The sequence below is a fragment of the Variovorax sp. J2L1-78 genome, assembly GCF_030317205.1.
Lineage (GTDB): Bacteria > Pseudomonadota > Gammaproteobacteria > Burkholderiales > Burkholderiaceae_C > Variovorax > Variovorax arabinosiphilus.
The window spans coordinates 493069-515668 of the sequence record NZ_JASZYB010000003.1 but is presented as its reverse complement, the minus strand read 5'-3'; the positions used below and the strand labels follow the sequence as shown (position 1 = coordinate 515668).

The window sequence follows — 22600 nt, the reverse complement described above, 5'->3', positions numbered from 1 at the left end:
CCAGCCCTTCTTGCGAGTGCCGTTCCATGTCCGACCTGTCATCCCTTTTCGAGGCCGCCCAGGCCAACGCCCAGCTGCTGCCCGAGCGCCCGGACAATCCGACGCTGCTGAAGATCTACGGCCTGTTCAAGCAGGCCACCGAAGGCGACAACGCCGCCAAGCGCCCGAGCTTCAGCGACGTGGTCGCGCGCGCCAAGTGGGACGCCTGGACCGCGCAGAAGGGCCTGTCGGCGGACGAGGCGAAGCAGAAGTACGTCGAGCTGATCGACTCACTGCGCGGCTGAAGGCTGCGCCGTGCCAGCGGTACGCGCCGGCGGGGCCACGCCCTGCAGCGCGGCATGGCGCTCGTCCTTGGGCAGTGCTGCCATCGCCTTGACGGCCGCATAGAAGCGCGGCCAGTCGCGGCCCTCGCGCTCGAACAGCGCCTCGAAGCCCGGCACCAGGTCGTCGTAGGCGGCCTGGGCGCCGAAGGTGGCGTTGTTCGCGCGTGCGGCCCACGCGTCGTAGGCGGCCTGCCGCTGCGGCGGCCAGCCGTTGCGCAATGCCGCGAAGTCGGCGCGGAAGGCCGCCATCGCCTCGCGCTTCATCGCCTCGACCGCTGCCCAGTCCTTCGCCTCGGCCTGCGGCGAGTTGTAGACCGCCTGCAGCCGCCGCCGCGTGGCGAAGGTGAGCGCGCGGAACTGCTGGCGCCGCGCGTCGTACTGCGCGTACTCGGCGCGTGCAGCGTCGCCGGCCTCGGTCGCCAGCCAGCGTGCACCGCCGATGCGTTCGACCGCGGTGGCGAAGGACTCGTTGAAGAGCGTGTCGCCCGACACGTACAGCAGCTGGTGCGACAGCTCGTGAAAGATCAACCGCGCCAGCTCGCCTTCGGGGTAGCCGATGAAGGTGCTCAGCAGCGGGTCACCGCCAGCCCAGTTGAGCCAGCCGAGGGTGGAATATGCCGGCACCGGGTAGACGGCCGCCTCCAGCCCCTGCGCGCGCTGCGCGTCGGCCTCGGCCTTCGCCTGCGCTTCGTCGTAATAGCCGCGATAGCCGACGCAGCCGGCCACGGGGAAGCACCAGGTCTTGAGCGTGAGCGAATACGGCGGCGCGGCCACCACGTTCCACACCGCCGCGCTGCGGTGCAGGTCGGCGTAGCCGGTGTAGCTGGGGTTGTCCGGCAGGTGCAGCTCCGTCACGGCGAAGCGGCGGATGCGCTGGGTGAGTTCGAGCTTGGCCTTGAGCGCGGCGGGCGTGGCAGGGTCGTCGAGCCATTGCGGCACCGGCCGCGCCGCGCGCATCACGCCGAGGTGGCCGCTGGCCGACTGCCAGTAGTAGCCGAGGTCGGCGCAGCCGGCGAGCACAAAGCCGGCCAACGCCACCACGCCAACGCGAGATACACAGCGCACGAAACTGGTACGACTCCATACCAGGGATACCGCGGAACCGGCTTTGCCGGGCCGCTGGTATCGCCCCCTCGAGGGGGTGGCGCCGCAGGCGCTTCGGGGGTGTTTCACGCCAGCTCGACTTCGACCAGGCAGTCGTAGAAGGTCGGCCCGCGACCGATGTCGGTCAGGCGCTGGCTCGTCAACTGGTTGACGTTGGTGCCGTCGAAGCCGAGCTTGCGCCACCAGATGCCCATGCCGTGCACGACGCCCGGCCGTGCGCGGCGCGACACCTCGGCGCGGCAGCGGTGCTCGCCGCGCTGGTTGAACACCCGCACCATCGCGCCGTCGGCAATGCCGCGGGCGGCTGCGTCGTCGGCGTGGATTTCCAGCAGCGGCTCGCCCTCGATGGCGCGCAGGCTGGTCACGTTGACGAAGGTCGAGTTGAGGAAGTTGCGCGCCGGCGGCGAGATCATCGCGAGCGGAAACTGCGTCGAGCTGCCCACCGCCTCGTGGTTCGGCACGTGGTTGGGCAGCCCGTCCATGCCCTGCGCGGCCAGGCGTTCGCTGAAGAACTCGCAGCGGCCCGTGGGCGTGGGGAAGTTGCCCTCGGCGTAGGGCGCGTCGGGCAGGCGCAGCGTGGTGAAGCCTTGCGCGTGCAGCTGCGCGACATCGATCGCGCCGGGCGCGAAGGCGGCGGCGCACAGCGCCTCGTCGTCGTCCCGAAAGCAGGGCTCGTCGAAGCCCATGCGGCGCGCCAGCTCACGGAACACCCAGGCGTTGCTGCGCGCCTCGCCGCGCGGCCCCACGGCCGGGCGGTTGAGCAGCACGTCGGTGTGGCCGTAGCTGGTGTGGATGTCCCAGTGCTCGATCTGCACCGTGGCCGGCAGCAGGTAGTCGGCGTAGTCGGCGGTGTCGGTGCGGAACTGCTCGAGCACCACGGTGAACAGGTCCTCGCGCGCAAAGCCGGCGGCGACCTTGCCCGACTCCGGCGCCACCGAAACCGGGTTGCTGTTGTAGACCACCACCGCCTTCACCGGTGGCCCGTTCGACAGCGCAGGCGCGTCGCCGGTGAGCGCATCGCCGATGCAGCTCATGTTGATGGTGCGCGGCCGGCGCCCGGCCAGCAGGTCGGGCCGCTGCAGCGCGGCGCGGTCGACCGGGTACGCCCCCGAGCTGCTCAGCAGCAGGCCGCCCGCACGATGCCGCCAGGCACCGACCAGCGCCGGCAGGCAGGCGATGGCGCGCGCCGCGTTGCCGCCGCCGTGCACCCGCTGCATGCCGTAGTTCAGCCGGATGGCGGCGGGCTTCGTCTGCCCGTAGTCACGTGCCAGCGCCACGATCTGCGCCTCGGGCACGCCGCACACCGCGGCGGCGCGGGCCGGCGGCCATTGCAGGGCGCGCGCGCGCAGTGCGTCCCAGCCGACGGTGTGGCGCGCGATGTAGTCGTGGTCGAGCCAGTCGTGGACGATCAGCTCGTGCATCAGGGCCAGCGCCAGCGCGCCGTCGGTGCCCGGCAGCAGCGCGATGTGTTCGTCGCATTTGTCGGCGGTCTCGGTCTTGCGCGGGTCGATGCACACCAGCTTCGCCCCGGCGCGCTTCGCCGCCTGCGCGTGGCGCCAGAAGTGCAGGTTGCTGGCGATCGAGTTGCTGCCCCAGATGAGGATCAGTTTCGACTCGGCGAAGAATTCGACCCGCATGCCCACCTTGCCGCCCAAGGTAAGACTTAGGGCCTCACCCCCGGCGGTGGAGCAGATCGTGCGGTCCAGCAGCGAGGCGCCGAGCTTGTGGAAAAAACGACGGTCCATCGATTCGCCCTGCACCAAACCCATGGTGCCGGCGTAGCTGTAAGGCAAAATAGTTTCAGAACTGTTACCTTCGGTTAGATTCTGCAACCGGTGCGCGATGTCGTCGAGCGCGGTGTCCCAGCTGACGCGCTCGAACTGGCCGGCGCCCTTGGGGCCGACGCGTTTCATCGGGTAGAGCAGCCGATCGGGGTGCGCGGTGCGCTCGAGGTAGCGCGACACCTTGGTGCACAGCACGCCGCCCGTATGCCGATGGTCCGGGTTGCCCTGCAGCTTGACGGCCTGCCCGTCCTGCACGGTGGTGACCAGTGCGCAGGTGTCGGGGCAGTCGTGCGGACAGGCCCCGAGCACGGTGACCGAGGGGGTGGGAGACATCGAAGAAGAAGCGGTGGCAGCGACCATCGGCCGAGTCTAGTTCCAGTCCTTGTTGTTGGCGCGAGCACGCGCGGAGGTTCGACCCATGATCAATCGCAGGCATTTCTCGATGGCGGCCGGTGCGGCCGCACTCGGTGGTTTTCAGCTGGCGCGCGCGCAGAGCGAGACGCCGATCGTGCTGGGCCAGTCGGCCCCGTTCAGCGGACCGGCCGCGCAACTGGGCATCCAGTTCTACCAAGGCGCCAAGCTGTACCTGGACCAGTACAACGCCGTGCCGGGCCACCGCGACGTCGAGATCAAGTTCCTGGATGACGGCTACGAGCCCGACCGCACCGTCGCCAACACGCAGAAGCTGATCACCGAGGACGCCTTCGCGCTGTTCGGCTACATCGGCACGCCGACCAGCCTGGCGGCACTGCCGCTGGCCGTGAAGGACCGGGTGCCCTTCATCGCGCCCTTCACCGGCGCCATGGCACTGCGCGAGCCCTTCAACCGCAACGTGTTCCACCTGCGCGCGTCGTACAACGACGAGACCGCGCTGATCGTCAAGCAGCTCACCAACCTGGGCCTGAAGAAGATCGCGGTCTTCTACCAGAACGACGCCTACGGCAAGGCCGGCCTGGACGGCGCCACGCTGGCGCTGGCGCAGCTCGACCTCAAGCCCGCCGCCCTGGCGACCGTAGAGCGCAACTCGGTCGACGTGGCCGCCGCCGTGAAGACGATCACCGCCGCCAAGCCCGACGCGGTGATCCAGGTCAGCGCCTACAACTCCTGCGCCGCCTTCATCCGCGAGGCGCGCAAGGTCGGCTTCGGCGGCACCTTCTACAACGTGTCCTTCGTCGGCACGCAGGCGCTGGCGGACGCGCTCGGCAAGGACGGCGCCGGCGTGGTCGTCACGCAGGTGGTGCCCTCGCCCTACAGCCCGGCCAACGCGATCACGCGCGAATTCAGCGACGCCGCGAAAAAGTCCGGCGGCGCCACCAAGCCGAACTTCTCGAGCATGGAAGGCTATCTCGCGGCCAAGGTGCTGACCGAAGGCCTGCGCCGCGCGCCGGGCAAGCTCACGCGCGACGGGCTGATCCAGGGCCTGGAGAGCATCGACCGCCAGCAGTTCGGCGGCTTCGAGGTGTCGTTCTCGCCGAAGAACCATGTGGCGTCGAAGTTCGTCGAGCTGTCGATGATCACGGGCGACGGGCGCATCCGCACCTGATCGGCCCTGCGCGGCTCAGCCCCGCACCTTCGCGAACACCTTCCAGAAGGCGGCGTCCTGCGCCGTCGCGAAGTTGATGCGCATCAGCGTGCTCGGCGGCCGGCGCGCATGGAACAGCGAACCGGGCGCCAGCAGGTAGCCCTCGTCGAGCATGCGCTGGGTCAGCGCGTCGGTGTCGACGCCGGTGTCGACCCAGCCGAACAGCCCCGCCGGTTCCGACTCGAAGCGGCAGCCGTGCGCCAGCGCCAGCTTCACCGTGCGCGCGCGCGCCCCGTCGAGCCGCACGCGCACGCGCTCGGCATGCCGCCGCAGCTGGCCCTGGTCGATGCACCAGGCCAGCGCCCGCTCGAAGAGCGCCGGCGTGGTGAGCGTGGCCAGCAGCTTGGTTTCCAGCAGCCGGCCGAACAGCGCCGGCGCCGCCGCCAGAAAACCGATGCGCCAGTTGGGCGCGAGGATCTTCGCGAAGCCGCTCACGTAGATCGTGCGCTGCAGCCCGTCGAGCGCGCACAGGCGCGTGGCGTGTTCGGGCGCGAGGTGGCTGTAGGTGTCGTCCTCGACGATGTGGAAGTCGTGCTGGTTGGCCAGTTGCAGCACCCGGTGCGCGCTGCCGGGCGACAGGCTGTAGCCGGTCGGGTTGTGCAGCACGCTCACGCTGACGAAGAGCTTGGGTTGGTGCGTCTCGCAGTACTGCGCCATCACCGCCAGGTCGGGCCCGTCGGCCCGCCGCGGCACCGGCAGGATGCGCATGCCCAGCGCTTCGAGCCGTGCGAACTCGATGGCCCAGCCCGGCTCCTCGACCATCACCGGGTCGCCGGCGCGCAGCAGCGTGCGGCTCACGATGTCGAGCGCGTGCGTGGCACCGATGGTGGTGAGGATCTGCTCCGGTGCCGCCGGGATGTTGATGCCCATCAGCTTCTGCGACAGGCTGCGGCGCAGCGCGCTGTCGCCGGCCGGCTCGCCGTACTGCAGCGAGATCTCCTGCAGCGCGCGGGTGCCGGTCAGCCGCCGCAGCGAGGTCGGCATGAAGGTCGAATCCATCCAGTCGGGCGGGAACACGCCCATGCCGGGCTGCGGCTTGTCGCTCTGGCGGTGGAACATGCCGCGGATGAGCGAGCTGGCATCCGCCGGCACGCCTCCCACCCGGACGGTGCTGGCCGGCACGCCGTCGCGCGCGGGCCGGGGCGCCATCGCGGAAGCCGATGTCGAGGGCGTCGGTGCCGCGTCGCGCACGAAGAAGCCGCGCTGGCGCCGCGCCTCCACCAGGCCCTGCGCCAGCAACTGGTCGTAGGCGGCCACCACGGTGTGCGGGCTCACGCCCTGCTGCCGCGCGCATTCGCGCACCGACGGCAGGCGCGCGCCGGGCGGCAGCAGCCGGGTGCGGATGCGCTCGGCGAAGCGGTCAGCCAACTGGCTGGTCAGGGACTGGGTGGAGGTTCGTGTCAGCATCGGGGGCTCTGTGTCGTGCAGTCGGCCGATACAGTCGACGTCCATGTCCGACTAACTGTATTGGCACTGTAATGGTCATCAGTCTAGAGTGTGTGCCATGACCTGGCAAGAATTCATGGCGCTGCTGGTGTTGGCCACGGCGATGAGTTTTTCGCCCGGACCGAACACCACGCTCTCCACCGCCCTCGCCGCCAACGGCGGCCTGCCGCGCGCGATGCGCTTCGTGCTGGCCGTGCCGATCGGCTGGACCGTGCTGCTCGCGCTGTGCACGGCCGGCATCGGCGCGCTGGTGGTGGCGGTGCCCGCGCTGCGCTGGGTCATCAAGGCGCTCGGCATCGCCTACCTGCTGTGGCTCGCCTTCAAGCTCAGCGGCAGCGCCACGCTCGGCAAAGCCGGCGACGCCGCCGTCCGCGTGGGCTTCGTGCAGGGTGTGATGCTGCAGTTCCTCAACATCAAGGCGTGGCTGCTGGCGCTGACGCTGGTGGCGGGATGGATCGCCGGCCACGCCGATGCGCTGCAACGCTTCGCCATCGTCGCCTCGGTGATGCTCGTCTACGCCTTCGCCAGCAACTTCACCTACGCACTGGTCGGCGCGCTGCTGCGCGGCTGGCTGGCCACCGGACGCCGGCTGCTGTGGTTCAACCGCGCGATGGCCGCCGTATTGGTGCTGACCGCCGCCTGGATGGTGAAGGTATGAGCGCCTTGCCGGTCGATCAAGACCGCCCCCTCGGCATGCGCCGCGAGACGCTGGGCATGTGGCTGGGCGTGCTCGGCGTCGCGCTGTTCGCGGTCACGCTGCCGATGACACGGCTGGCCACCGGCACGCAGGCTGCGCCGCAGCTCTCGCCCTGGTTCATGACCCTCGGCCGCGCGGCGCTGGCCGGGGCGCTGTCGATCCTGTTCCTGCTCGCCACGCGCGCGCCGCGGCCCGAACGCCACCAGTGGAAGCCGCTGGGCATGGCGGTGCTCGGCAACGTGATCGGCTACCCGTTGCTGCTCGGCTTTGCCTTGCGCGCCGTCACCGCCAGCCATGCGGCCGTGGTGACCGCCCTGCTGCCGCTGGCCACCGCCGCCATCGCGGCCTGGGTGCTGCACCAGCGCGCGCGGCTGGGCTTCTGGGTCTGCGCCGTGGTCGGCAGCGGGCTGGTGGTGGCCTTCTCGCTGCTGCGGGCCGGGCAGCAGGGCCACGGTTTCGGCTTCGAGTGGGCCGACCTGCTGCTGGTGGGCGCGGTGCTCGCCGCATCGTTCGGCTACATCTACGGCGCCCAGGTCACGCCCGCGCTCGGTGCCGAACGGGTGATCTGCTGGGTCTGCGTGATGGCACTGCCGGTGACGCTGCCCGGGGCACTCCTGACCTGGCCGTCGCAGCCGGTCGCGTGGACAGCCTGGGCCGGCCTGGCCTACGTCGGCGTGTTCTCGATGTGGATCGCCTTCTTCGCCTGGTACCGCGGCCTCGCCATGGGCGGTGCGCTGCGAGTGAGCCAGGCCCAGTTGCTGCAACCCTTTCTCTCGATCCTCGCGGCGGTGCCGCTGCTGGGCGAGCCGCTCGATGCAGTCACACTGGGTTTCGCACTCGCGGTGGTCGCCACGGTGCTCATCGGCAAGAAACTCTCGCAAGGCCCGCGCTGACGCGGCACACTTTTCGATTCCCCTCCGACCACGACAACCCTCCCCCCTCGCCTCCAGGAAAAATCATGACGACATGGAAGATGGCCGCACGCGCCGAGAAGATGAACCCCTCGGTGCTGCGCGAGATCCTCAAGGTGACCGATCTGCCCGGCATCATCAGCCTGGCCGGCGGCCTGCCCTCGCCCAAGACCTTCCCGATCAGCGCCTTCGCCGACGCCTGCGCCCACGTGCTGGCCAACGACGGCGCGGCCGCGCTGCAGTACGCCGCGAGCGAAGGCTACGGCCCGCTGCGCCAGGCGGTGGCCGACATGCTGCCCTGGGACGTCGACCCGGCGCAGGTACTGATCACCACCGGCTCGCAGCAGGGCCTCGACCTGGTCGCCAAGGTGCTGATCGACCCCGGCAGCCGCGTGCTGGTCGAGACGCCGACCTACCTCGGCGCGCTGCAGGCCTTCTCGCCGATGGAGCCGACCCCGGTGAGCGTGGCGAGCGATGACGAGGGCGTGATCGTCGAGGACCTGGTGGCGAAGGCACGCGGCACCGCAGGGGCTGCTTCCGAAGACGCGGCGCGCTTCATCTACCTGCTCCCCAACTTCCAGAACCCCACCGGCCGCACGATGAGCGAGGCGCGCCGCGCTGCCGTGTCGGCCGCCGCGAAAGCCGCCAACCTGCCGATCATCGAGGACAACCCCTACGGCGACCTGTGGTTCGACGAAGCGCCGCCGCTGCCGCTGACCGCGCGCAACCCCGAAGGCTGCATCTACCTCGGCTCCTTCTCGAAGGTGCTGGCGCCCGGCCTGCGCCTGGGCTTCCTGGTGGCGCCGAAGGCGATCTACCCGAAGCTGCTGCAGGCCAAGCAGGCGGTCGACCTGCACACGCCGATCTTCACGCAGCGCATGGTGGTCGAAGTGATGAAGGACGGCTTCCTGGCGCGCCACGTGCCGACCATCCGCGCGCTGTACAAGCGCCAGCGCGACGCCATGGCCGCCGCCCTCACGCGCGAGATGAAGGGCCTGGACGTGACGTTCAACGCGCCCATCGGCGGCATGTTCATGTGGGCACGGCTGCCCGAGGGCATCGACACCGTGAAGCTGCTGCCCAAGGCGGTCGCGCGCGGCGTGGCTTTCGTGCCCGGCGCGCCCTTCTATGCCGACGGCCAGGGCGACCCGCGCACGCTGCGCCTGTCCTTCGTGACCGCCAGCGTCGAGGAGATCGACACCGCCATCGCCGCGCTGGCCGCGACCCTGCGCGAGCAGCTGGCGCACGACGCGGCTGCCCGCGTGCAGCGCGAGCTGGCCGCGACCTGAGCACCACGGAACGGGGCGCCACGCGAGCACCATGATCGACCTCACCACCCTGGGGCTGTTCCTGCTCGCCGTCCTGGCCCTGTTTCTCTCGCCCGGGCCGAACATGGCCTTCGTGCTCGCGCACGGCGTGGCGCGGGGACCGCGCGGCGGTTTCGCGGCGGCGATCGGCATCTCGGCGGCCGACCTGGTGCACACGCTGTGCGCCGCCACCGGCATCACCGCGCTGGTCGCGGCCTGGGCGCCGGCCTTCGATCTGCTGCGCTACGCCGGCGCGGCGTACCTGTTCTGGCTCGCGGCCAAGGCCTGGCGCGACGGCGGCGCGGCCGTGGTCGGCGCGGCATCGCCCGCGCCGTTCGCGCGCATCGTGCGGCAGGCCTGGCTTAACAACCTGGTGAATCCGAAGGCGCTGCTGTTCTTCATGCTGTTCCTGCCGCAGTTCGTCGACCCCGCGCTCGGCCACGTCACACTGCAGCTGGTGCTGCTGGGCGGCATGCTCTCGCTCGCGGCGCTGGCCTTCAACACGCTGCTGGGCGCCTTCAGCGGCCAGGTGGGCCGATGGCTGCAGCGCCGCCCCGGTGCCGCGCGCCTGCAACACCGGCTGCTGGCCGTGGCGATGCTCGGCCTGGCGCTGCGGCTGCTGATGCTGGACCGCCCGGCGCCGCGCTGAGCCACCGTCAGCTCACACGACAACGAATCAAGAAAGAGAAAAGACATGCTCAACATCTGGGGCCGCATCAGTTCGATCAACGTGCGCAAGGTCGTCTGGTGCGCGCAGGAGCTCGGGCTCGACTTCCAGCGCACCGAGGCCGGCGGAAAGTTCGGCGTGGTGCAGACACTCGACTACCTGGCGCTCAATCCGAACGCGCTGGTGCCCTGCATCGACGACGGCGAAGGCGAGGCGCGCCTGGTGCTGTGGGAGTCGAACGTGATCGTGCGCTACCTCTGCGCCAAGCATTCGCCGGGCACGCTCTACCCCGAGACGCTGCACGGGCGCTTCGACGCCGAGCGCTGGATGGACTGGCAGCAGACCGCCCTGAACCCGGCGAGCGGTGGCGCCTTCAAGCAGTGGATCCGCACGCCGGCGGCCGAGCGCGACAGCGCGGTCATCGAGCGCTCGGTGCAGGCCACCGAGCCGCTGTTCGCGCTGCTCGACGCGCACCTGGCCACGCGCGCCTTCATGATGGGCGACGCCTTCACCATGGCCGACATCCCGGTCGGTTGCGAGGCGCACCGCTGGTTCGGCCTGCCGCCCACCGACTACACCCGGCCGGCCTGGCCGAACGTCGAGCGCTGGTTCGCCGACCTGAAGGCACGCTCCGCCGCGCGCGGCGTGCTCGACCTCCCTTTGGAATGATGCAGAGAAGATGATGAAGACCCGCCCCTTCCAGCAAGTCGACGTGTTCACCGCCGTCCCCTACCGCGGCAACCCGCTCGCGGTGGTGCTCGACGGCACGGACCTGGACGACGCCGAGCTGCAGCGCTTCGCGCAGTGGACCAACCTGTCGGAAACGACCTTCCTGCTGCCGCCGACCGACCCGGCCGCGGACTACCGCGTGCGCATCTTCACGCCCGGCAGCGAGCTGCCCTTCGCCGGCCACCCGACCATCGGCAGCTGCCATGCCTGGCTGCGCGCCGGCGGCACGCCAAAGTCGCCCGCCCGCATCGTGCAGCAGAGCGCCGTCGGCCTGGTGCCGATCCGCCGCGATGGCGAACGCCTCGCCTTCGCGGCGCCGCCGGTGACGCGCAGCGCGCCGAGCCCGAGCGTGCTGGCACGCGTGGCCGCCGCGCTCGGCCTGAAGGCGGCACAGATCCGCGGGGCGCAGATGCTCGACAACGGGCCGGTGTGGATGGGGCTGCTGCTCGACGACGTCGACACGGTGCTGGCGCTCAAGCCGGACCACCGTGCGCTCAAGGAGCTGCGGCAGAAGGTCGGCGTGGCGGCGGTGCCGAACGTGGCGAACGAGGCGCCCGCGCTCATCGGCCGCTCGAACCGCGAAGCGCGTGCCTTCGGCGCCCGCGCGCAGCCCGCGCCGGTCGGCCTCGAGGTGCGCGCCTTCGCGGCGCCCATCGGCGTCGAGGAAGACCCGGTCACCGGCAGCTTCAATGCCAGCGTCGCGCAATGGCTCATCGCCGACGGCCACGTGCCCGAGCGCTACGTCGCCGGTCAGGGCCAGTGCATGGGCCGCGACGGGCGGGTGCACATCGAACGCGACGCCGACGGCCAGGTGTGGGTCGGCGGCGATGCCGTGACCTGCATCGAAGGCAGCGTGCACCTCTGAGACATCGCCCATGCCCGCACAGATCGACCACCTCGTCATCGCCGCCCGCACGCTCGACGAGGGCGTGGCCTGGTGCGAAGCCACGCTGGGCGTGACGCCCGGGCCGGGCGGCGCGCATCCGCTGATGGGCACGCACAACCGGCTGATCTCGATCGCGACCACGGCGTTTCCACAGGCCTACCTCGAAGTCATCGCGATCGATCCCGCGAAGCAGCCCACGCGTGCCGCGGGCCTGCACCGCTGGTTCGACCTCGACGACGCCGCACTGCAGGCCGAGCTGGCGCAGCACGGGCCGCGGCTGATCCACTTCGTCGCCCGCGTGCCCGACGCGGCGGCAGCGCTGCACGCGCTCGCCGCGGGCCCCACGCCCATCGACCGCGGCCCGCTCGTCGAAGCGTCGCGCGACACGGCGGCTGGCCGGCTCGACTGGAAGATCAGCGTGCGCGACGACGGCCAGCGCCTGCTCTACGGCGCGCTGCCCACGGTGATCGAGTGGGGGGCCGTGCATCCGACCGACACGATGCCGTCGTCGGGCGTCGCGTTGAGCGCGCTGCACGCCAGCCACCCGCGGCCCGCGGTGCTGCAGGACGCGCTCGCCGCGCTGGGCCTCGCCTCGATGGAGGTACGGGCCGGCCCGCCCAACCTGGTGGCCCTGCTGCAGACGCCGCGCGGGCCGGTCACGCTCGAATCGAAAGGGATCTGACCCGTGCTCACAACCGCCGAACTCGCCTGGTTCTCGCTCGCCTCGCTGCTGCTGGTGCTGACGCCCGGGCCGAACATGATCTATTGCGTGTCACGCGCGCTGTGCCAGGGGCGCGGCGCCGGCATCGTGTCGCTGGCCGGCGTGCTGGTCGGCTTCCTGGTGCACCTGGTCGCCGCGACGCTTGGCCTGACGGCGCTGCTCGCGGCCGTGCCCTTCGCCTTCGACGCGGTGCGCCTGGCCGGTGCGGCCTACCTGCTGTGGATGGCATGGCAGGCCGTCAAGCCTGGTGGCCAGGCCCCGTTTGCGGCGCGCACGCTGCCGATCGACCCGCCGGCCAGGCTGTTCCGCATGGGCTTTCTCACCAACGTGCTGAACCCGAAGGTCGCGATGTTCTATCTCTCCTTCTTCCCGCAGTTCATCCACCCCGAGCGCGGCTCGGTGCTGTGGCAGAGCGCGGCGCTCGGTGCCATCCAGATCTCGGTCAGTGGCCTGGTCAACCTGATGCTGGTGCTCGGCGCCGCGTCGATCACCGCGGTGCTCTCGCGCAGCGAAGGCTGGCTGCGCGCGCAGCGCTACGTGATGGGCAGCGTGCTCGCGCTGCTGGCGGTGCGCATCGCGGTCGACACGCGCAAGGCGAGCGCATGAACTTCACGCGCGAGGACATCGAAGCCGCGCAACGCACCGTCTATGCGGCCATGCCGCCGACGCCACAGTACGCCTGGCCGCAGCTCGGCGCGCGGCTGGGCTGCCGGCTGTGGGCCAAGCATGAGAACCACACGCCGCTGGGCGCCTTCAAGGTGCGCGGCGGGCTGACCTACATGGAGGCGCTGGTGCACGAAAAGCCCGGCGTGCGCCATGTGGTGAGCGCCACGCGCGGCAACCATGGACAGTCGATCGGCTTCGCCGCGGCGCGCCATGGGCTGACCGCGACCATCGTCGTTCCGCACGGCAACTCGGTCGAGAAGAATGCTGCGATGCGTGCGCTGGGCGTGCAGCTCGTCGAGCACGGCGACGATTTCCAGGCAGCCAGCGAGCATGCCGTGATGCTGGCCGCGGAACAGGGGCTGCACCGCGTGCCCTCGTTCGCGCGCGACCTGGTGCGCGGCGTCGCGACCGCGTACGTCGAATTCTTCGAGGCGCTGCAGCGCGCGGGCGAGGTGCCCGACGTGCTCTTCGTGCCCGTCGGACTGGGGTCGGGGTTTGCAGCGGCTGCGGTCGCACGGCGGCATTGCGGTGTGCGCACGAAGCTGGTCGGCGTGGTGTCCTCGCACGCCACCGCCTATCGCGACTCTTTCCGTGCAGGTCGCCCCATCGAAGCGCCGGTGACGACGCTGCTGGCCGACGGGATGGCCTGCCGCACGCCAGTCCCCGAATCGGTCGAGGTGCTGCTGTGCGAGGCCGACGACGTGGTTGCGGTGAGCGACGACGAAGTGTCCGTCGCGATGCGCATCCTCTTCACCGACACGCACAACGTGGCCGAGGGCGCCGGTGCTGCGGCACTGGCAGCCGCGCTGCAGCAGCGCGACCGCTGGACCGGGCGGACGGTCGGCATCGCCCTGACCGGCGGCAATGTCGATGCCGCCGTCTACGCCCGGGTGCTTACCAGCGCGCCTTGACGCCGATCGAGCCCTGCACGCCGCTCTTGATGCGCGCGCTACCGCCGACGGCGAACATCTGGCCGACTTCGCCGTAGACGCTCCAGGTCGGGTTCAGGGCCAGCGTCAGGCCGCCAGCCACTTCACCCCAGGTGCCGCCGGTGCGCGTGGCGATCGGCGTGACCTTACCGTTCGGGCCGGTAAAGCGAGCGATGTCGGTGCCGTTCGACGCACGATAAAGGTTCACGCGACCATAGGGCTGCAAAGCGCCGAGCGAGGTGCTCATCGCCCCCTTCACGCGCACGCCAGCACGGGCGACCCAGCCGTTGTCGCTGTCCTGCTGCACCCGCCCATTGGAGATCGACACGTCGTCGAGGTCGACGCGCTGGTAGATGAGCTGCAGCTGCGGCTCGATCGTCCAGCCCTGGCCCAGCGCAAGTGACTGCCCGACTTCGATGGAGGCGGTCTGGCTGTCGCCCTTGCCCGACGCGAAGGGGTTGCCCTGCGGCTGGACGGTGTAGCGGTGGTCGCCGGCCTGCAGCACGGCGTCGGCGTAGAAGCCGTTGTCACCGTACCAGGTTGCGTAGGCACCAAGGTAACGCGAGCGCAGATCGTTGCGGCCGACGCTGCGTTGCACACCACTGGCGAAGCCGTTCACGCTGATGTCGCCGTCGAGCTGGCCGACGTAGATGCCGGCATGCCAGTTGCCGTCGGCCCACAGGTCGGTGCCCACCTGGAAGCCGTCGAGGCGGCCCTTGCTGTCCGGCGACGCGTCGCCCTGCTGCTTGACCTCGATGCCGGTGCTGATGACACGGCCCCACGCGTTGCGTGTGCCGGTGCTGGCGGCGCCGGCCACTGGCTCGTCGCCCATGCGTTGGTGCAGGTTGCCGAGCATGGCCCAGTCGGCCTGGCGCAGTTGCTGCGGCAGCGCGGCGAAGAGAGGGACTTCGACGCGGTAGGTCGCGGCGGGGACGGGGTTGGACGGGGTAGCGGCCGCCGGCGCGCCGGGCGTGAGCGCTTGCGACGGCGTCGGCACGGTGGTCTCCGAACGCAGGTACCAGTTGTCGCCAGCACCGCTCGCGTCGGCCGCATGCAGCGTGTACTCGAAGGCACCGGCATCCACGTGGCCGCCGGCCAGCGTGAACGCGCTCTTGGTGCTCTGCGCGGTGGTCGTCGCGCCGTTGAGCGCGCTCACCACTTCGATGCCGCTGCCGGTGGTCTGCGCGCCCAGGCCGCCGAGGTTGGTCACCTGTACCGTGGTGCGGCCGCTGGCGCTGGCACCGGCGCCGTCGAGCACCAGGCGGTCGGTCGCGCTGCTGCTGTCGCCGAGCGCGGTGCCCAGGCGCAGCGTGCCGTTGTTGCCGACGTAGGCGCCGGTGACGGTCAGCCGCGTGCCGGGCGTGCTGCCGACGAGCGACACGGTGCCGCCGTTGGCGAGCGACGCGACCGTCTGGCTCGCGCCGGCCAGGTCGAGCGTGGCGCCTGCGGCCACGCTGTGGGCGGAGGCCGCGCTCAGCGTGTTGACGGCACCGGCCCGCAGCGTGCCGCTGGCCACGGTAGTGGTACCTGTGTAGCTGTTGGGGCCCGAGAGCGTCAGCGTGCCGGTGCCGGTCTTGTTGAGCGCACCGGTGCCGTCGATGGCACCCGAGATGGCATCGTCGAGGTTCAGGCCGCCCAGCGTGAGTGCGTTGGCGCCGAGCGAGACCGAACCGGCACCGCGCAACGAACCGATGGCGACACCGGCGTTGGCGCCTGAAATGTCGACCTTCGAACTGTCGAGATTGGCGACCCGTGCCGTCGCCAGTTGCGCATCGCCGAGGACCCGCAGTTGCGATGCACCCTGGTTGGCGATGCTGGCCGTGCCGCCGTTCGACGCGTCGGTGAACACCAGGTCACCGGCGCCATCGTTGACCAGCGTCGAGGCGCCGGCGGTGCTGCTGTCGGCGAAAGTGACGACGCCGCCGCGGCTGAGAATCTGCGCACCTTCCGCGCTCGACGTGCCCTTGAAATCGATGGTGTTGAGCGAGGTCTGGGCATCGGCGCCGCTCAGGTTGAAGACCGCCGTGCCGGCGCTGGACGCATCGTTGAAGGTGATGCCGTTGTTCGTCTCGGTCGCGCCCAGGCCACCGACCGTGTAGACCTGCGACACGCCCGCACTGGCCGTGCCGTTGAAGTTGAGCCGGTTCCACCCGTTCACCAGGCTCACGTCGCCCGACCCCAGCGCGTTGCTGACGTTGACGTTGACGTTCACGCCGTTGCTGAGCGTCGTCGTACCGGTACGCGTCCCGGCCCCGTTGAGGTTGAGCACGCCGCCGAGGTTCCCGGGCGCGACGGTGTTCGAGGTCACCGTCAAGGCACCCGCACCCGAGAGCGCGCCGTTGAAGGTGGCGCTGTGCTGGTCGAGGTCGAGCGTGCCGCCACCGGCCAGCACCGACACCGCGCGGGAGGTGGTCCAGTCGGCCGGCGCGCCGAACAGGCGGATGGTGCCGCCGTCGAAGGTGACGTTGCCCGCCGGCGCCCCCAGGTTGGCATCGTTGCTGATCTGGAGCACGCCGCCGCGCACCGTCCACGGCGTGAGCGCTGGCGTCGTACCGGTCAGCGTCCAGGTGCTGAGGCCGGTCTTGTCGTACGCCGTGAAGCCCTGAATCGTGGTGCCGATCGCAGCCACATCGAAAGGCGCTGCCGGCGATGTGCCACCGCCCAGCGCCAGCACGTTGCCCGCGCCGCTGGCCACCACGTTGCCGGCGAAGCTGTAGCCGTCGCGAAGTTCGACCGTGTTGGCGGCACCCGTGACCGTCACCGCATCGGCGCGCACGTTGTCGCCCGACAGGCCGCCCGCAATGGCGCCGGCGTTGACCAGCGTGTTGTTGTCACCCGTCAGGCGAACGCCCACGCCGCCGGCCCCCGCGGCGCCGGTCAGGCCGGCGTTGGCCACGCCCCCTGCGCCGCCGGTTCCCCCTGCGATGCTGCCTGCATTGAAGACACGGATGCCGCTGGCCGTCACCCGGACCCCATCGCCGCCGCCGCCGGCGCCACCGGCCACGCCGACCAGGTTCGTCGTGGTGCCGGCATTGCCGCCATTGCCACCGTTACCGCCGACGATGGATGCGCCAGCTTCGTTGCGCAGCGTCCCGCCGGTCATCACCACGCCATTGCCGCCACCGCCGCCGCCGCCACCGCTGGGCCCGTTCATCCAGGCGCCGCCCGCGCCGCCGACGCCGCCGTTCCCGCCCTGGAGGGTGCCCGTGTTGATGACGTCTCCGCTGCCTTGGTAGAGCGCGCTGCCGCCACCGCCGCCGCCGCCGGCCTGTGCAAAGGCGGCGCCACCGGCGCCACCGCTGCCGCCGGCGATCGTGCTGGTGTTCGAGAAGGCCGTGACGGCCGGCGCCAGCACGATGCCGTAGCCGCCTGCACCACCGCCGCCCGCCGCCCAGACGCCGACGCCCCCGGCGCCGCCGTTGCCACCGACCACCGGCGCGCTGTTGGTGCCCGAGGCGCCGGTGCCTCCGAAGTAACCCGCGCCGCCACCGCCGCCATAGCCGTTGCTGGAGGGATCGTTGGCATCGAAGCCGCTGCCGGCCTGCCCATCCCGAGCGACGGCGGTTCCGGCCGCACCGCCCGGCGCACCCGAACCAAAGCCCGGCGGAAAGCCGCCCGGGTCGCCTGCGCCGCCGGCGGTGGCACCGGTCGTGCTGGCAGCACCGCCCGCGCCGCCGAAGCCGTTGTAGACGTTGTCGTTGAAGGCGCCGGCCCCGCCCGCGTTGTCGGCACCGCCATCGCCGGCGTAGAGCTCGGTGGCTGTCGCCGGATTACCGCCTGCGCCGCCCTCGCCGGCCAGCGCGGGGGGCGCCCCCAGACACAGGATCACGGAGGCGATGCCCACCGCACTGGCCGTGGATTTCCCGCGAGCACGCGCGATTTCCGAGACGGCCACCCAGGCGGACAATGCGGGATTCCAGACGCTGCGAAACGAAGTATTCATCTTTGTGCTCTTTGACGAGATTGCGATAACAATGAGTAGCTTAGTGTTACACGCGATCTCATTTTTCCGAGCAGGCGCCGTCAATGGATAAGCATAAAGTGCACATTTCTCCACGAATGGAGAATCTTGTGCGCGCCGATTGTTGTTAAAACAATAGTATTCGTCGCCAGAGGGACAAGCCGGATCCACTCGCTTGGCAACAATCCGCTGCATGGGGTCCCTCTATCTCGTGCGCCATGGGCAAGCCAGCTTCGGTTCGGCCGACTACGACAACCTGAGCGCGCTCGGTCACCGGCAAGCCGAGCGCCTCGGCGAGTACTGGCGCGAGCGCGGCATGCACTTCGACGCGGTGCTCACGGGCACCTTGAAGCGCCATCGCCAGACCTGGGAGGGCATCGCCAAGGGCTTGGGCCTGACGCGGGATGACGTGCTGACCTGGCCAGGTCTGAACGAGTACGACAGCGAGGCGGTGATCGCCACCATCCACCCCGAGAAGCTGCAGAAGCCCGACACGCCCGAGCTCTACCGTCATCATTTCCGGCTGCTGCGGGACGGCCTGGGCGCCTGGATGCAGGGCCGCACCACCCCGGTCGGCATGCCCAGCTACGTGGATTTCCTGGCCGGCGTGACCACCGCGCTCGACCATGTGCGCGCCCGGCACCACGGTGCGAAGGTGCTGGTGGTGTCGAGCGGCGGGCCAATCAGCACCGCGGTCGGCCACGTGCTCGGAACGAGCCCCGAAACCACCATCGAGCTGAACATGCGCATCCGCAACACGGCCGTGACCGAGTTCGTCTTCACGCCCAAGCGGCACGTGCTGCTAACCTTCAACGCCCTGCCGCACCTCGACGGGCCGGCGGACGAGGACCTGGTCAGCTACGCCTGACGCCGCTCGACCGCGACGTCAGGCGGCGTTGCGCTCAGGGCGTGGCGAGCGGCTTGGGCAGGCGAACGCGGATGAACTCGTTGTCGTCCGGCTTGGTCGTCAGGCGCGAGGGCGAGCCGCCCGGGTAGTTGTTGTCGTTGACGAACATGAGCGTCTGCGCGTCGACGATGGTGACGACCTCCACACATTCCATGGGGAAAGTGAAGACGCCATCGATGGTGGCTTCACGGCCGATGCCCGTCGGGTCGAGCAGTTGCATCAGGTCGGCCACCTCTTCCTTGATGAGCACGCCGGACGAATCGACCCGCGTCAGGTCGATCTTGAAGACACGCTTGAACCGCGCCGCGTTGCGCCAGGTGCCCGACGCCGCGAACTTGCCGGTGCGCACGTCGCCCGCGCCGCTGTCCTTCTCCATCACGAGGAACTGGGTGTCGTTGATGGCGACCATGTCGTTGGGCGTGTAGACCTCGGTCTCGAGGTTGCCGTCGCCGTTGATGCGCTGGCCGACGCCGACGCGGTAGATGAAGGTCTTGGCCTCGAAGTTCTGGGTCGCGATGTCGAACACACTGATGGTGCGGTAGCGGTTGTCGTCGCCCGAGATTTCCTTCTCGAACATCACGTAAAGCTTGGTCCGGCTGGCGTTGATCGCCATGCTCTCCAACCCGCCCGAGCCGCCGAGGTTGGCCACCGACGTGTTGCCCTGGATGTAAGGGTTGTTCGGCGTCTGGATCAGTGCATTGCTGCCCAGGCGGCGCAGGTTCGGGATCTGGATCTCGCGCGACAGCAGCCGACCCTGGCGATCGAACTTCAGCAGGAAGGGGCCGAACTCGTCGCCGATCCACAGGTTTCCCTGGGCATCGATCTGCATCGACTCGGGGTCGATGTCGTAACCGGTGAGCAATCGACCCGAGATGATGGCCGGGTCCACCGCGACGGTCTGGCCTGCCGGCGACTGGGTCGTGCCGGGGTAGTTCACCATGTCGGCCACCGCCGGGTAGCCCAGGTTGCGATACGGGTCGCTCAGCCGGATGTAGCTCTCGGACGTGAACGATGCCAGCGCGGCGCCGGTCTGGAAGTTCACCGGGACGACTGCACGGTTGTCCCAGTCGAACTTGATCGCGTAGATGTGCAGCAGGGCATCGGGCGATGCGGCCCGGCCGCCGAAACCGTTGTCCTGCATCACGTAGAAGGTGCCGACCACCGGCCCCGGCACCATCGCCGAAAAGCCCTGCATCGGTTGCTTGGACGTGAACGGCAGGGTGTAGCCGTAGGTGTTCTTGGCACGGTCGAGGTCGCCGCCCGAGACGAACTGCCCGGAGGTCGGCCCGGCGACGAAACTGTCGGCCGGCAAGACGGCATGGCCAGTGAGCGTGGGCGCGCTGACCTCCGGTGCGGGCACCGGCGCGGGGGGCTGCGGCGCCGGTGCAGGCGGTGCCGGTGCGGGGGACGGCGCAGGCGCCGGGGTGCCGCCGTCGCCGCCACCCCCGCAGGCGCTCAGCAAGGCGCTGCTCGCGCCCAGCAGCGAGAACGCCGTCATGCCCACGCCGCTGCGCAGCACACCGCGCCGCCCGGCGTCGGGAGGACGCGTGACGGGACCGAAAGGCACGAGGCCCGAATCTTGGTTCTTGTCGTTCATGTCGAAACTCTTCAGAAAGGCGCTGCAGTGGTGGTCAGGTCGGTCAGGGTGTTGGCCTTGAGGTCGATCACGAAATGCTGGGTGGGCGCACCCTTGGCCAGCTTGAGCAAGATCTCCATCAGCGGCTTGAAGCGCGCCTGGAACACGGCGCCCACCACGTTGTCGTTGCGCACCTGGGTGCCGTCCAGGCCGAGCGTGGCGTTGGTGGCTTCCAGTGCCTGGGCGAGCAGCTTGTATTGCGCGGCACGAGCGGCCGGGATGTCGCTGAAGGCCAGGTCGCCAGCGTTGGCCAGGCGTACGAAATCGCCGGCGAGGTCGATCGCCTTCCAGTCGTTGAAGTCCTCCAGGCGCAGGCCTGCCGCGTTCGCCAGGGCCCGTGCCTTGGCTTGCGCCGCCGCCAGGTCGGTCGCATAGACGGCCTGCGCGCTGCCGTCGCCACCCCCCTCGGAAAGACAGCCGAAGAAGGCGGTGCTGAACAGGCTGCGGTTGCCGGTGTTGGCCAGTTGCTTGAGCGTGACGGCCGTCTTCAATTGCGAGAGCACCAGCAGGTCGGAGCCGTACAGCGGGCTCTTCACCAGCTCGCGCATCTCGCAGCGCCAGTCGTCGTTCAGCAGCCGCAGGCGCACGAGCTCCGACATGTAGCGCGTGCTGAACTCGCCGTAGCTCTTGGCATCGAGGATGCTCTTGTCCCACAGCACGCCGTTGCTGCCGCCGGGCAGCATGAAGCCGTAGTCGCTGAAGTAGCTGTGCTCCTGGCGGTACAGGTCGAACATCTCGTCGTAGCGCGGCACGTCGTCGAGCCGCACGGTCTGCACGTCGATGTGGGTCGCGTCCTGGAGCGTCAGCAGCTTGTAGGCCGGCACGTAGGCGGCCATCGACGGCGCCTGGATGTTCACCAGCCCGTGGCCATCGTCGTACTTGCGGATCGCCGTGTCGTTGAAGTGCATGTGTCCGCCCACATGGACCTGCAGGCCCGTGTCGGCGAGTGCCTTGGTCACGTCTTCCGTGGGCCGGCGCGCCATCTGCATCTTGCCGGCGCCCAGCAGGGCCACGATGTCGTCGGAGGCACCGTTGAAGAACTCGCTCATCGGGAAGTGGCTGAAGGCGATGACCTGCTTACCCTGCGCCTTGCCGCGCGCGACGACGTCCTTGAGCCAGGCGATCACGTGCGGCTTGTACGTCAGCATCTTGTTGTAGCCGGCATCGCCCGATCCGTTGAAATCGTTCGCGCCCGCACCGGTCGGTACATACACGTTCGCGTCGATGCCCACCAGCCAGACGCCCTCGACCGGCTCCACCAGGTAGCTGGTGTCGGGCGTGTTGCGGCAGAAGGTGTAGCCGCTCTGCTTGTAGGTGCCGCCGGCGCCCTGCGCGCAGATCTCGAATTCGCGCCGGCTCCAGACGGCCTGGGCCTTCGCCTGGTCGAGCGTGTAGTTCTGGTAGCTGTAGGTGCTGTACGGCGTCTCGAAATACTTGTAGGCCGCCTTCGGCATCAAGCCATGCTGGTCGAGTGCCTCGGTGATGCCGGCGTAGCCCATCTCCTTGACTTCCTCGGTGCAGTACGAGTAGTTGACCTTTGCCCAGGCGCCGGTGTAATTGCCCGCCGCACAGTCGCCGTTGCCACCTTTGCTGTAGATGGGCTGCGGGAAGCCGACGCGCCCCGAGTTCGGGTCGAGGCCGAGGTAATCGGACTTCCCGCCGGCACGCTCCAGCGGCCGGTTCGGGTCGTGGTTCCCGGGCGCGGCGAAGAACTGCAGGCCATGTTTGGCCGCGTAGTCGTCCAGCACCTTCTTCAGTCCGCGCATATGCACTGGTTGGCCGTCGTCGGAGAAGTCGCCGGGCAGGGCGATGAGCTTCACACCGCGCGCCACGGCATCGTCGAGCGCAGCCAGGAACGCGAAGTAGTTCTCGTTGAACAGGCGCGTCGACGTCATCTGCGCGTGCATCAGGCGGATGGTCGCCTGCAGCCCCGTCTTGGGGTTGAACACGCCGGGAAACGAGCCATCCTTGAAGGTCGCATAGACATCGTGAAAATGGATGTCGGGCATGAAGGCGATCTGCACGCCAGGCTTGGCTTCGACAGGTGGCGTGGCGGGCGGGGTCGCGGGCGGCGTCTGGGCCGGAGGGGTGGCAGGCGCTTGCGCGACCGTCGAATCGCTTCCGCCGCCACAGGCGACGAGCATGGAAACGGCGGCGGCGGTCACGAGCAGTGCACGCCCGCCCAGCGTGGTGGGAGAGAGAAAGTTCATACCGAGGAGTAGGTCAATCGGGAATCGCAGGCGGTACGCGCGGCGGCGCGCCTGCAGGGCAGAGCCCGAATGATGTTCACGCCTCGTTACCGCGCCATGGCAACCATGCCTCTCTCTGGAGAGAGGCGATCGGA

Annotated in this window: 18 protein-coding genes; 12 read left to right on the top strand and 6 right to left on the bottom strand. The window is 69.8% G+C overall.

Annotation, left to right across the window (positions count from 1 at the left end):
* The first annotated feature begins 26 nt into the window (after positions 1-26).
* Positions 27-284 carry an acyl-CoA-binding protein gene (locus tag QTH86_RS20915; protein WP_286648071.1) on the top strand — a complete coding sequence of 86 codons (258 nt, stop codon included), beginning with the start codon at positions 27-29 and terminating at the stop codon, positions 282-284.
* Here the strand turns inward: QTH86_RS20915 and QTH86_RS20910 are convergent.
* Together QTH86_RS20910 and QTH86_RS20905 are read right to left on the bottom strand one after the other, a co-directional pair.
* Positions 270-1364, bottom strand: coding sequence for an aminopeptidase (locus QTH86_RS20910; RefSeq protein WP_286648070.1), 1095 nt, complete (start codon positions 1362-1364; stop codon positions 270-272). The two genes, QTH86_RS20915 and QTH86_RS20910, sit on opposite strands and share 15 nt — an antisense overlap.
* 128 nt (positions 1365-1492) lie before the next feature.
* Positions 1493-3544, bottom strand: coding sequence for a molybdopterin-containing oxidoreductase family protein (locus tag QTH86_RS20905; protein ID WP_444814007.1), 2052 nt, complete (start codon positions 3542-3544; stop codon positions 1493-1495).
* An 85-nt stretch (positions 3545-3629) separates the two neighbouring features.
* Here QTH86_RS20905 and QTH86_RS20900 point away from each other — a divergent pair, with 85 nt between their 5' ends.
* Positions 3630-4754: an ABC transporter substrate-binding protein gene (locus QTH86_RS20900; protein WP_286648068.1), complete on the top strand. Its 1125-nt coding sequence runs from the start codon at positions 3630-3632 to the stop codon at positions 4752-4754.
* Between the two features lie 15 nt (positions 4755-4769).
* Here QTH86_RS20900 and QTH86_RS20895 read toward each other — a convergent pair whose 3' ends face one another.
* Positions 4770-6200 carry an aminotransferase-like domain-containing protein gene (locus QTH86_RS20895; RefSeq protein ID WP_286648067.1) on the bottom strand — a complete coding sequence of 477 codons (1431 nt, stop codon included), beginning with the start codon at positions 6198-6200 and terminating at the stop codon, positions 4770-4772.
* Between the two features lie 97 nt (positions 6201-6297).
* Here QTH86_RS20895 and QTH86_RS20890 point away from each other — a divergent pair, with 97 nt between their 5' ends.
* The 9 genes from QTH86_RS20890 to QTH86_RS20850 all read left to right on the top strand — a co-directional run bounded on the left by QTH86_RS20890 (position 6298) and on the right by QTH86_RS20850 (position 13734).
* On the top strand, positions 6298-6897 hold the full coding sequence (locus QTH86_RS20890; RefSeq protein ID WP_286648066.1) for a LysE family translocator: 600 nt from the start codon (positions 6298-6300) through the stop codon (positions 6895-6897).
* Positions 6894-7829 carry a DMT family transporter gene (locus tag QTH86_RS20885; RefSeq protein ID WP_286648065.1) on the top strand — a complete coding sequence of 312 codons (936 nt, stop codon included), beginning with the start codon at positions 6894-6896 and terminating at the stop codon, positions 7827-7829. Before QTH86_RS20890 ends, QTH86_RS20885 begins: the two co-directional genes overlap by 4 nt.
* 65 nt (positions 7830-7894) lie before the next feature.
* Positions 7895-9136 (top strand): aminotransferase-like domain-containing protein, encoded by a 1242-nt coding sequence (locus QTH86_RS20880; protein WP_286648064.1) that lies wholly within the window; start codon positions 7895-7897, stop codon positions 9134-9136.
* 31 nt (positions 9137-9167) lie between these two features.
* Positions 9168-9803, top strand: coding sequence for a LysE family translocator (locus tag QTH86_RS20875; RefSeq protein WP_286648063.1), 636 nt, complete (start codon positions 9168-9170; stop codon positions 9801-9803).
* A 45-nt stretch (positions 9804-9848) separates the two neighbouring features.
* Positions 9849-10490: a glutathione S-transferase family protein gene (locus QTH86_RS20870; RefSeq protein ID WP_286648062.1), complete on the top strand. Its 642-nt coding sequence runs from the start codon at positions 9849-9851 to the stop codon at positions 10488-10490.
* Between the two features lie 13 nt (positions 10491-10503).
* Positions 10504-11415 carry a PhzF family phenazine biosynthesis protein gene (locus QTH86_RS20865; RefSeq protein ID WP_286648061.1) on the top strand — a complete coding sequence of 304 codons (912 nt, stop codon included), beginning with the start codon at positions 10504-10506 and terminating at the stop codon, positions 11413-11415.
* Positions 11416-11425: 10 nt separating this feature from the next.
* Positions 11426-12118, top strand: a complete 693-nt coding sequence (locus QTH86_RS20860; protein WP_286648060.1) for a VOC family protein — start codon at positions 11426-11428, stop codon at positions 12116-12118.
* A gap of 3 nt (positions 12119-12121) precedes the next feature.
* On the top strand, positions 12122-12763 hold the full coding sequence (locus QTH86_RS20855) for a LysE family translocator (RefSeq protein ID WP_286648059.1): 642 nt from the start codon (positions 12122-12124) through the stop codon (positions 12761-12763).
* The gene (locus QTH86_RS20850; RefSeq protein ID WP_286648058.1) at positions 12760-13734 is read left to right on the top strand and encodes a threonine dehydratase; all 975 of its coding nucleotides are present in this window, start codon (positions 12760-12762) and stop codon (positions 13732-13734) included. Before QTH86_RS20855 ends, QTH86_RS20850 begins: the two co-directional genes overlap by 4 nt.
* On the opposite strand, the gene QTH86_RS20845 is transcribed toward QTH86_RS20850, so the two are convergent.
* A complete protein-coding gene (locus QTH86_RS20845; RefSeq protein WP_286648057.1) occupies positions 13718-17695 on the bottom strand; it encodes an autotransporter outer membrane beta-barrel domain-containing protein in 3978 nt (1325 codons plus the stop codon). The two genes, QTH86_RS20850 and QTH86_RS20845, sit on opposite strands and share 17 nt — an antisense overlap.
* A gap of 211 nt (positions 17696-17906) precedes the next feature.
* Between QTH86_RS20845 and QTH86_RS20840 the strand changes: the two genes are divergently transcribed.
* Positions 17907-18581, top strand: a complete 675-nt coding sequence (locus QTH86_RS20840; protein WP_286648056.1) for a histidine phosphatase family protein — start codon at positions 17907-17909, stop codon at positions 18579-18581.
* Positions 18582-18615: 34 nt separating this feature from the next.
* On the opposite strand, the gene QTH86_RS20835 is transcribed toward QTH86_RS20840, so the two are convergent.
* Both QTH86_RS20835 and QTH86_RS20830 read right to left on the bottom strand, forming a co-directional pair.
* The gene (locus QTH86_RS20835; protein WP_286648055.1) at positions 18616-20217 is read right to left on the bottom strand and encodes an esterase-like activity of phytase family protein; all 1602 of its coding nucleotides are present in this window, start codon (positions 20215-20217) and stop codon (positions 18616-18618) included.
* An 11-nt stretch (positions 20218-20228) separates the two neighbouring features.
* The gene (locus QTH86_RS20830) at positions 20229-22466 is read right to left on the bottom strand and encodes a metallophosphoesterase (RefSeq protein ID WP_286648054.1); all 2238 of its coding nucleotides are present in this window, start codon (positions 22464-22466) and stop codon (positions 20229-20231) included.
* Between the last annotated feature and the right edge of the window lie 134 nt (positions 22467-22600).

What these genes read in the sequence shown, in the direction of transcription:
- QTH86_RS20830 (WP_286648054.1), bottom strand. Translation starts at nt 22,466, where the DNA reads ATGAACTTTCTCTCTCCCACCACGCTGGGCGGGCGTGCACTGCTCGTG.
- QTH86_RS20870 (WP_286648062.1), top strand. Translation starts at nt 9,849, where the DNA reads ATGCTCAACATCTGGGGCCGCATCAGTTCGATCAACGTGCGCAAGGTC.
- QTH86_RS20865 (WP_286648061.1), top strand. Translation starts at nt 10,504, where the DNA reads ATGAAGACCCGCCCCTTCCAGCAAGTCGACGTGTTCACCGCCGTCCCC.
- QTH86_RS20840 (WP_286648056.1), top strand. Translation starts at nt 17,907, where the DNA reads ATGGGGTCCCTCTATCTCGTGCGCCATGGGCAAGCCAGCTTCGGTTCG.
- QTH86_RS20875 (WP_286648063.1), top strand. Translation starts at nt 9,168, where the DNA reads ATGATCGACCTCACCACCCTGGGGCTGTTCCTGCTCGCCGTCCTGGCC.
- QTH86_RS20835 (WP_286648055.1), bottom strand. Translation starts at nt 20,217, where the DNA reads ATGAACGACAAGAACCAAGATTCGGGCCTCGTGCCTTTCGGTCCCGTC.
- QTH86_RS20860 (WP_286648060.1), top strand. Translation starts at nt 11,426, where the DNA reads ATGCCCGCACAGATCGACCACCTCGTCATCGCCGCCCGCACGCTCGAC.
- QTH86_RS20895 (WP_286648067.1), bottom strand. Translation starts at nt 6,200, where the DNA reads ATGCTGACACGAACCTCCACCCAGTCCCTGACCAGCCAGTTGGCTGAC.
- QTH86_RS20900 (WP_286648068.1), top strand. Translation starts at nt 3,630, where the DNA reads ATGATCAATCGCAGGCATTTCTCGATGGCGGCCGGTGCGGCCGCACTC.
- QTH86_RS20890 (WP_286648066.1), top strand. Translation starts at nt 6,298, where the DNA reads ATGACCTGGCAAGAATTCATGGCGCTGCTGGTGTTGGCCACGGCGATG.
- QTH86_RS20885 (WP_286648065.1), top strand. Translation starts at nt 6,894, where the DNA reads ATGAGCGCCTTGCCGGTCGATCAAGACCGCCCCCTCGGCATGCGCCGC.
- QTH86_RS20915 (WP_286648071.1), top strand. Translation starts at nt 27, where the DNA reads ATGTCCGACCTGTCATCCCTTTTCGAGGCCGCCCAGGCCAACGCCCAG.
- QTH86_RS20905 (WP_444814007.1), bottom strand. Translation starts at nt 3,544, where the DNA reads ATGTCTCCCACCCCCTCGGTCACCGTGCTCGGGGCCTGTCCGCACGAC.
- QTH86_RS20845 (WP_286648057.1), bottom strand. Translation starts at nt 17,695, where the DNA reads ATGAATACTTCGTTTCGCAGCGTCTGGAATCCCGCATTGTCCGCCTGG.
- QTH86_RS20850 (WP_286648058.1), top strand. Translation starts at nt 12,760, where the DNA reads ATGAACTTCACGCGCGAGGACATCGAAGCCGCGCAACGCACCGTCTAT.
- QTH86_RS20880 (WP_286648064.1), top strand. Translation starts at nt 7,895, where the DNA reads ATGACGACATGGAAGATGGCCGCACGCGCCGAGAAGATGAACCCCTCG.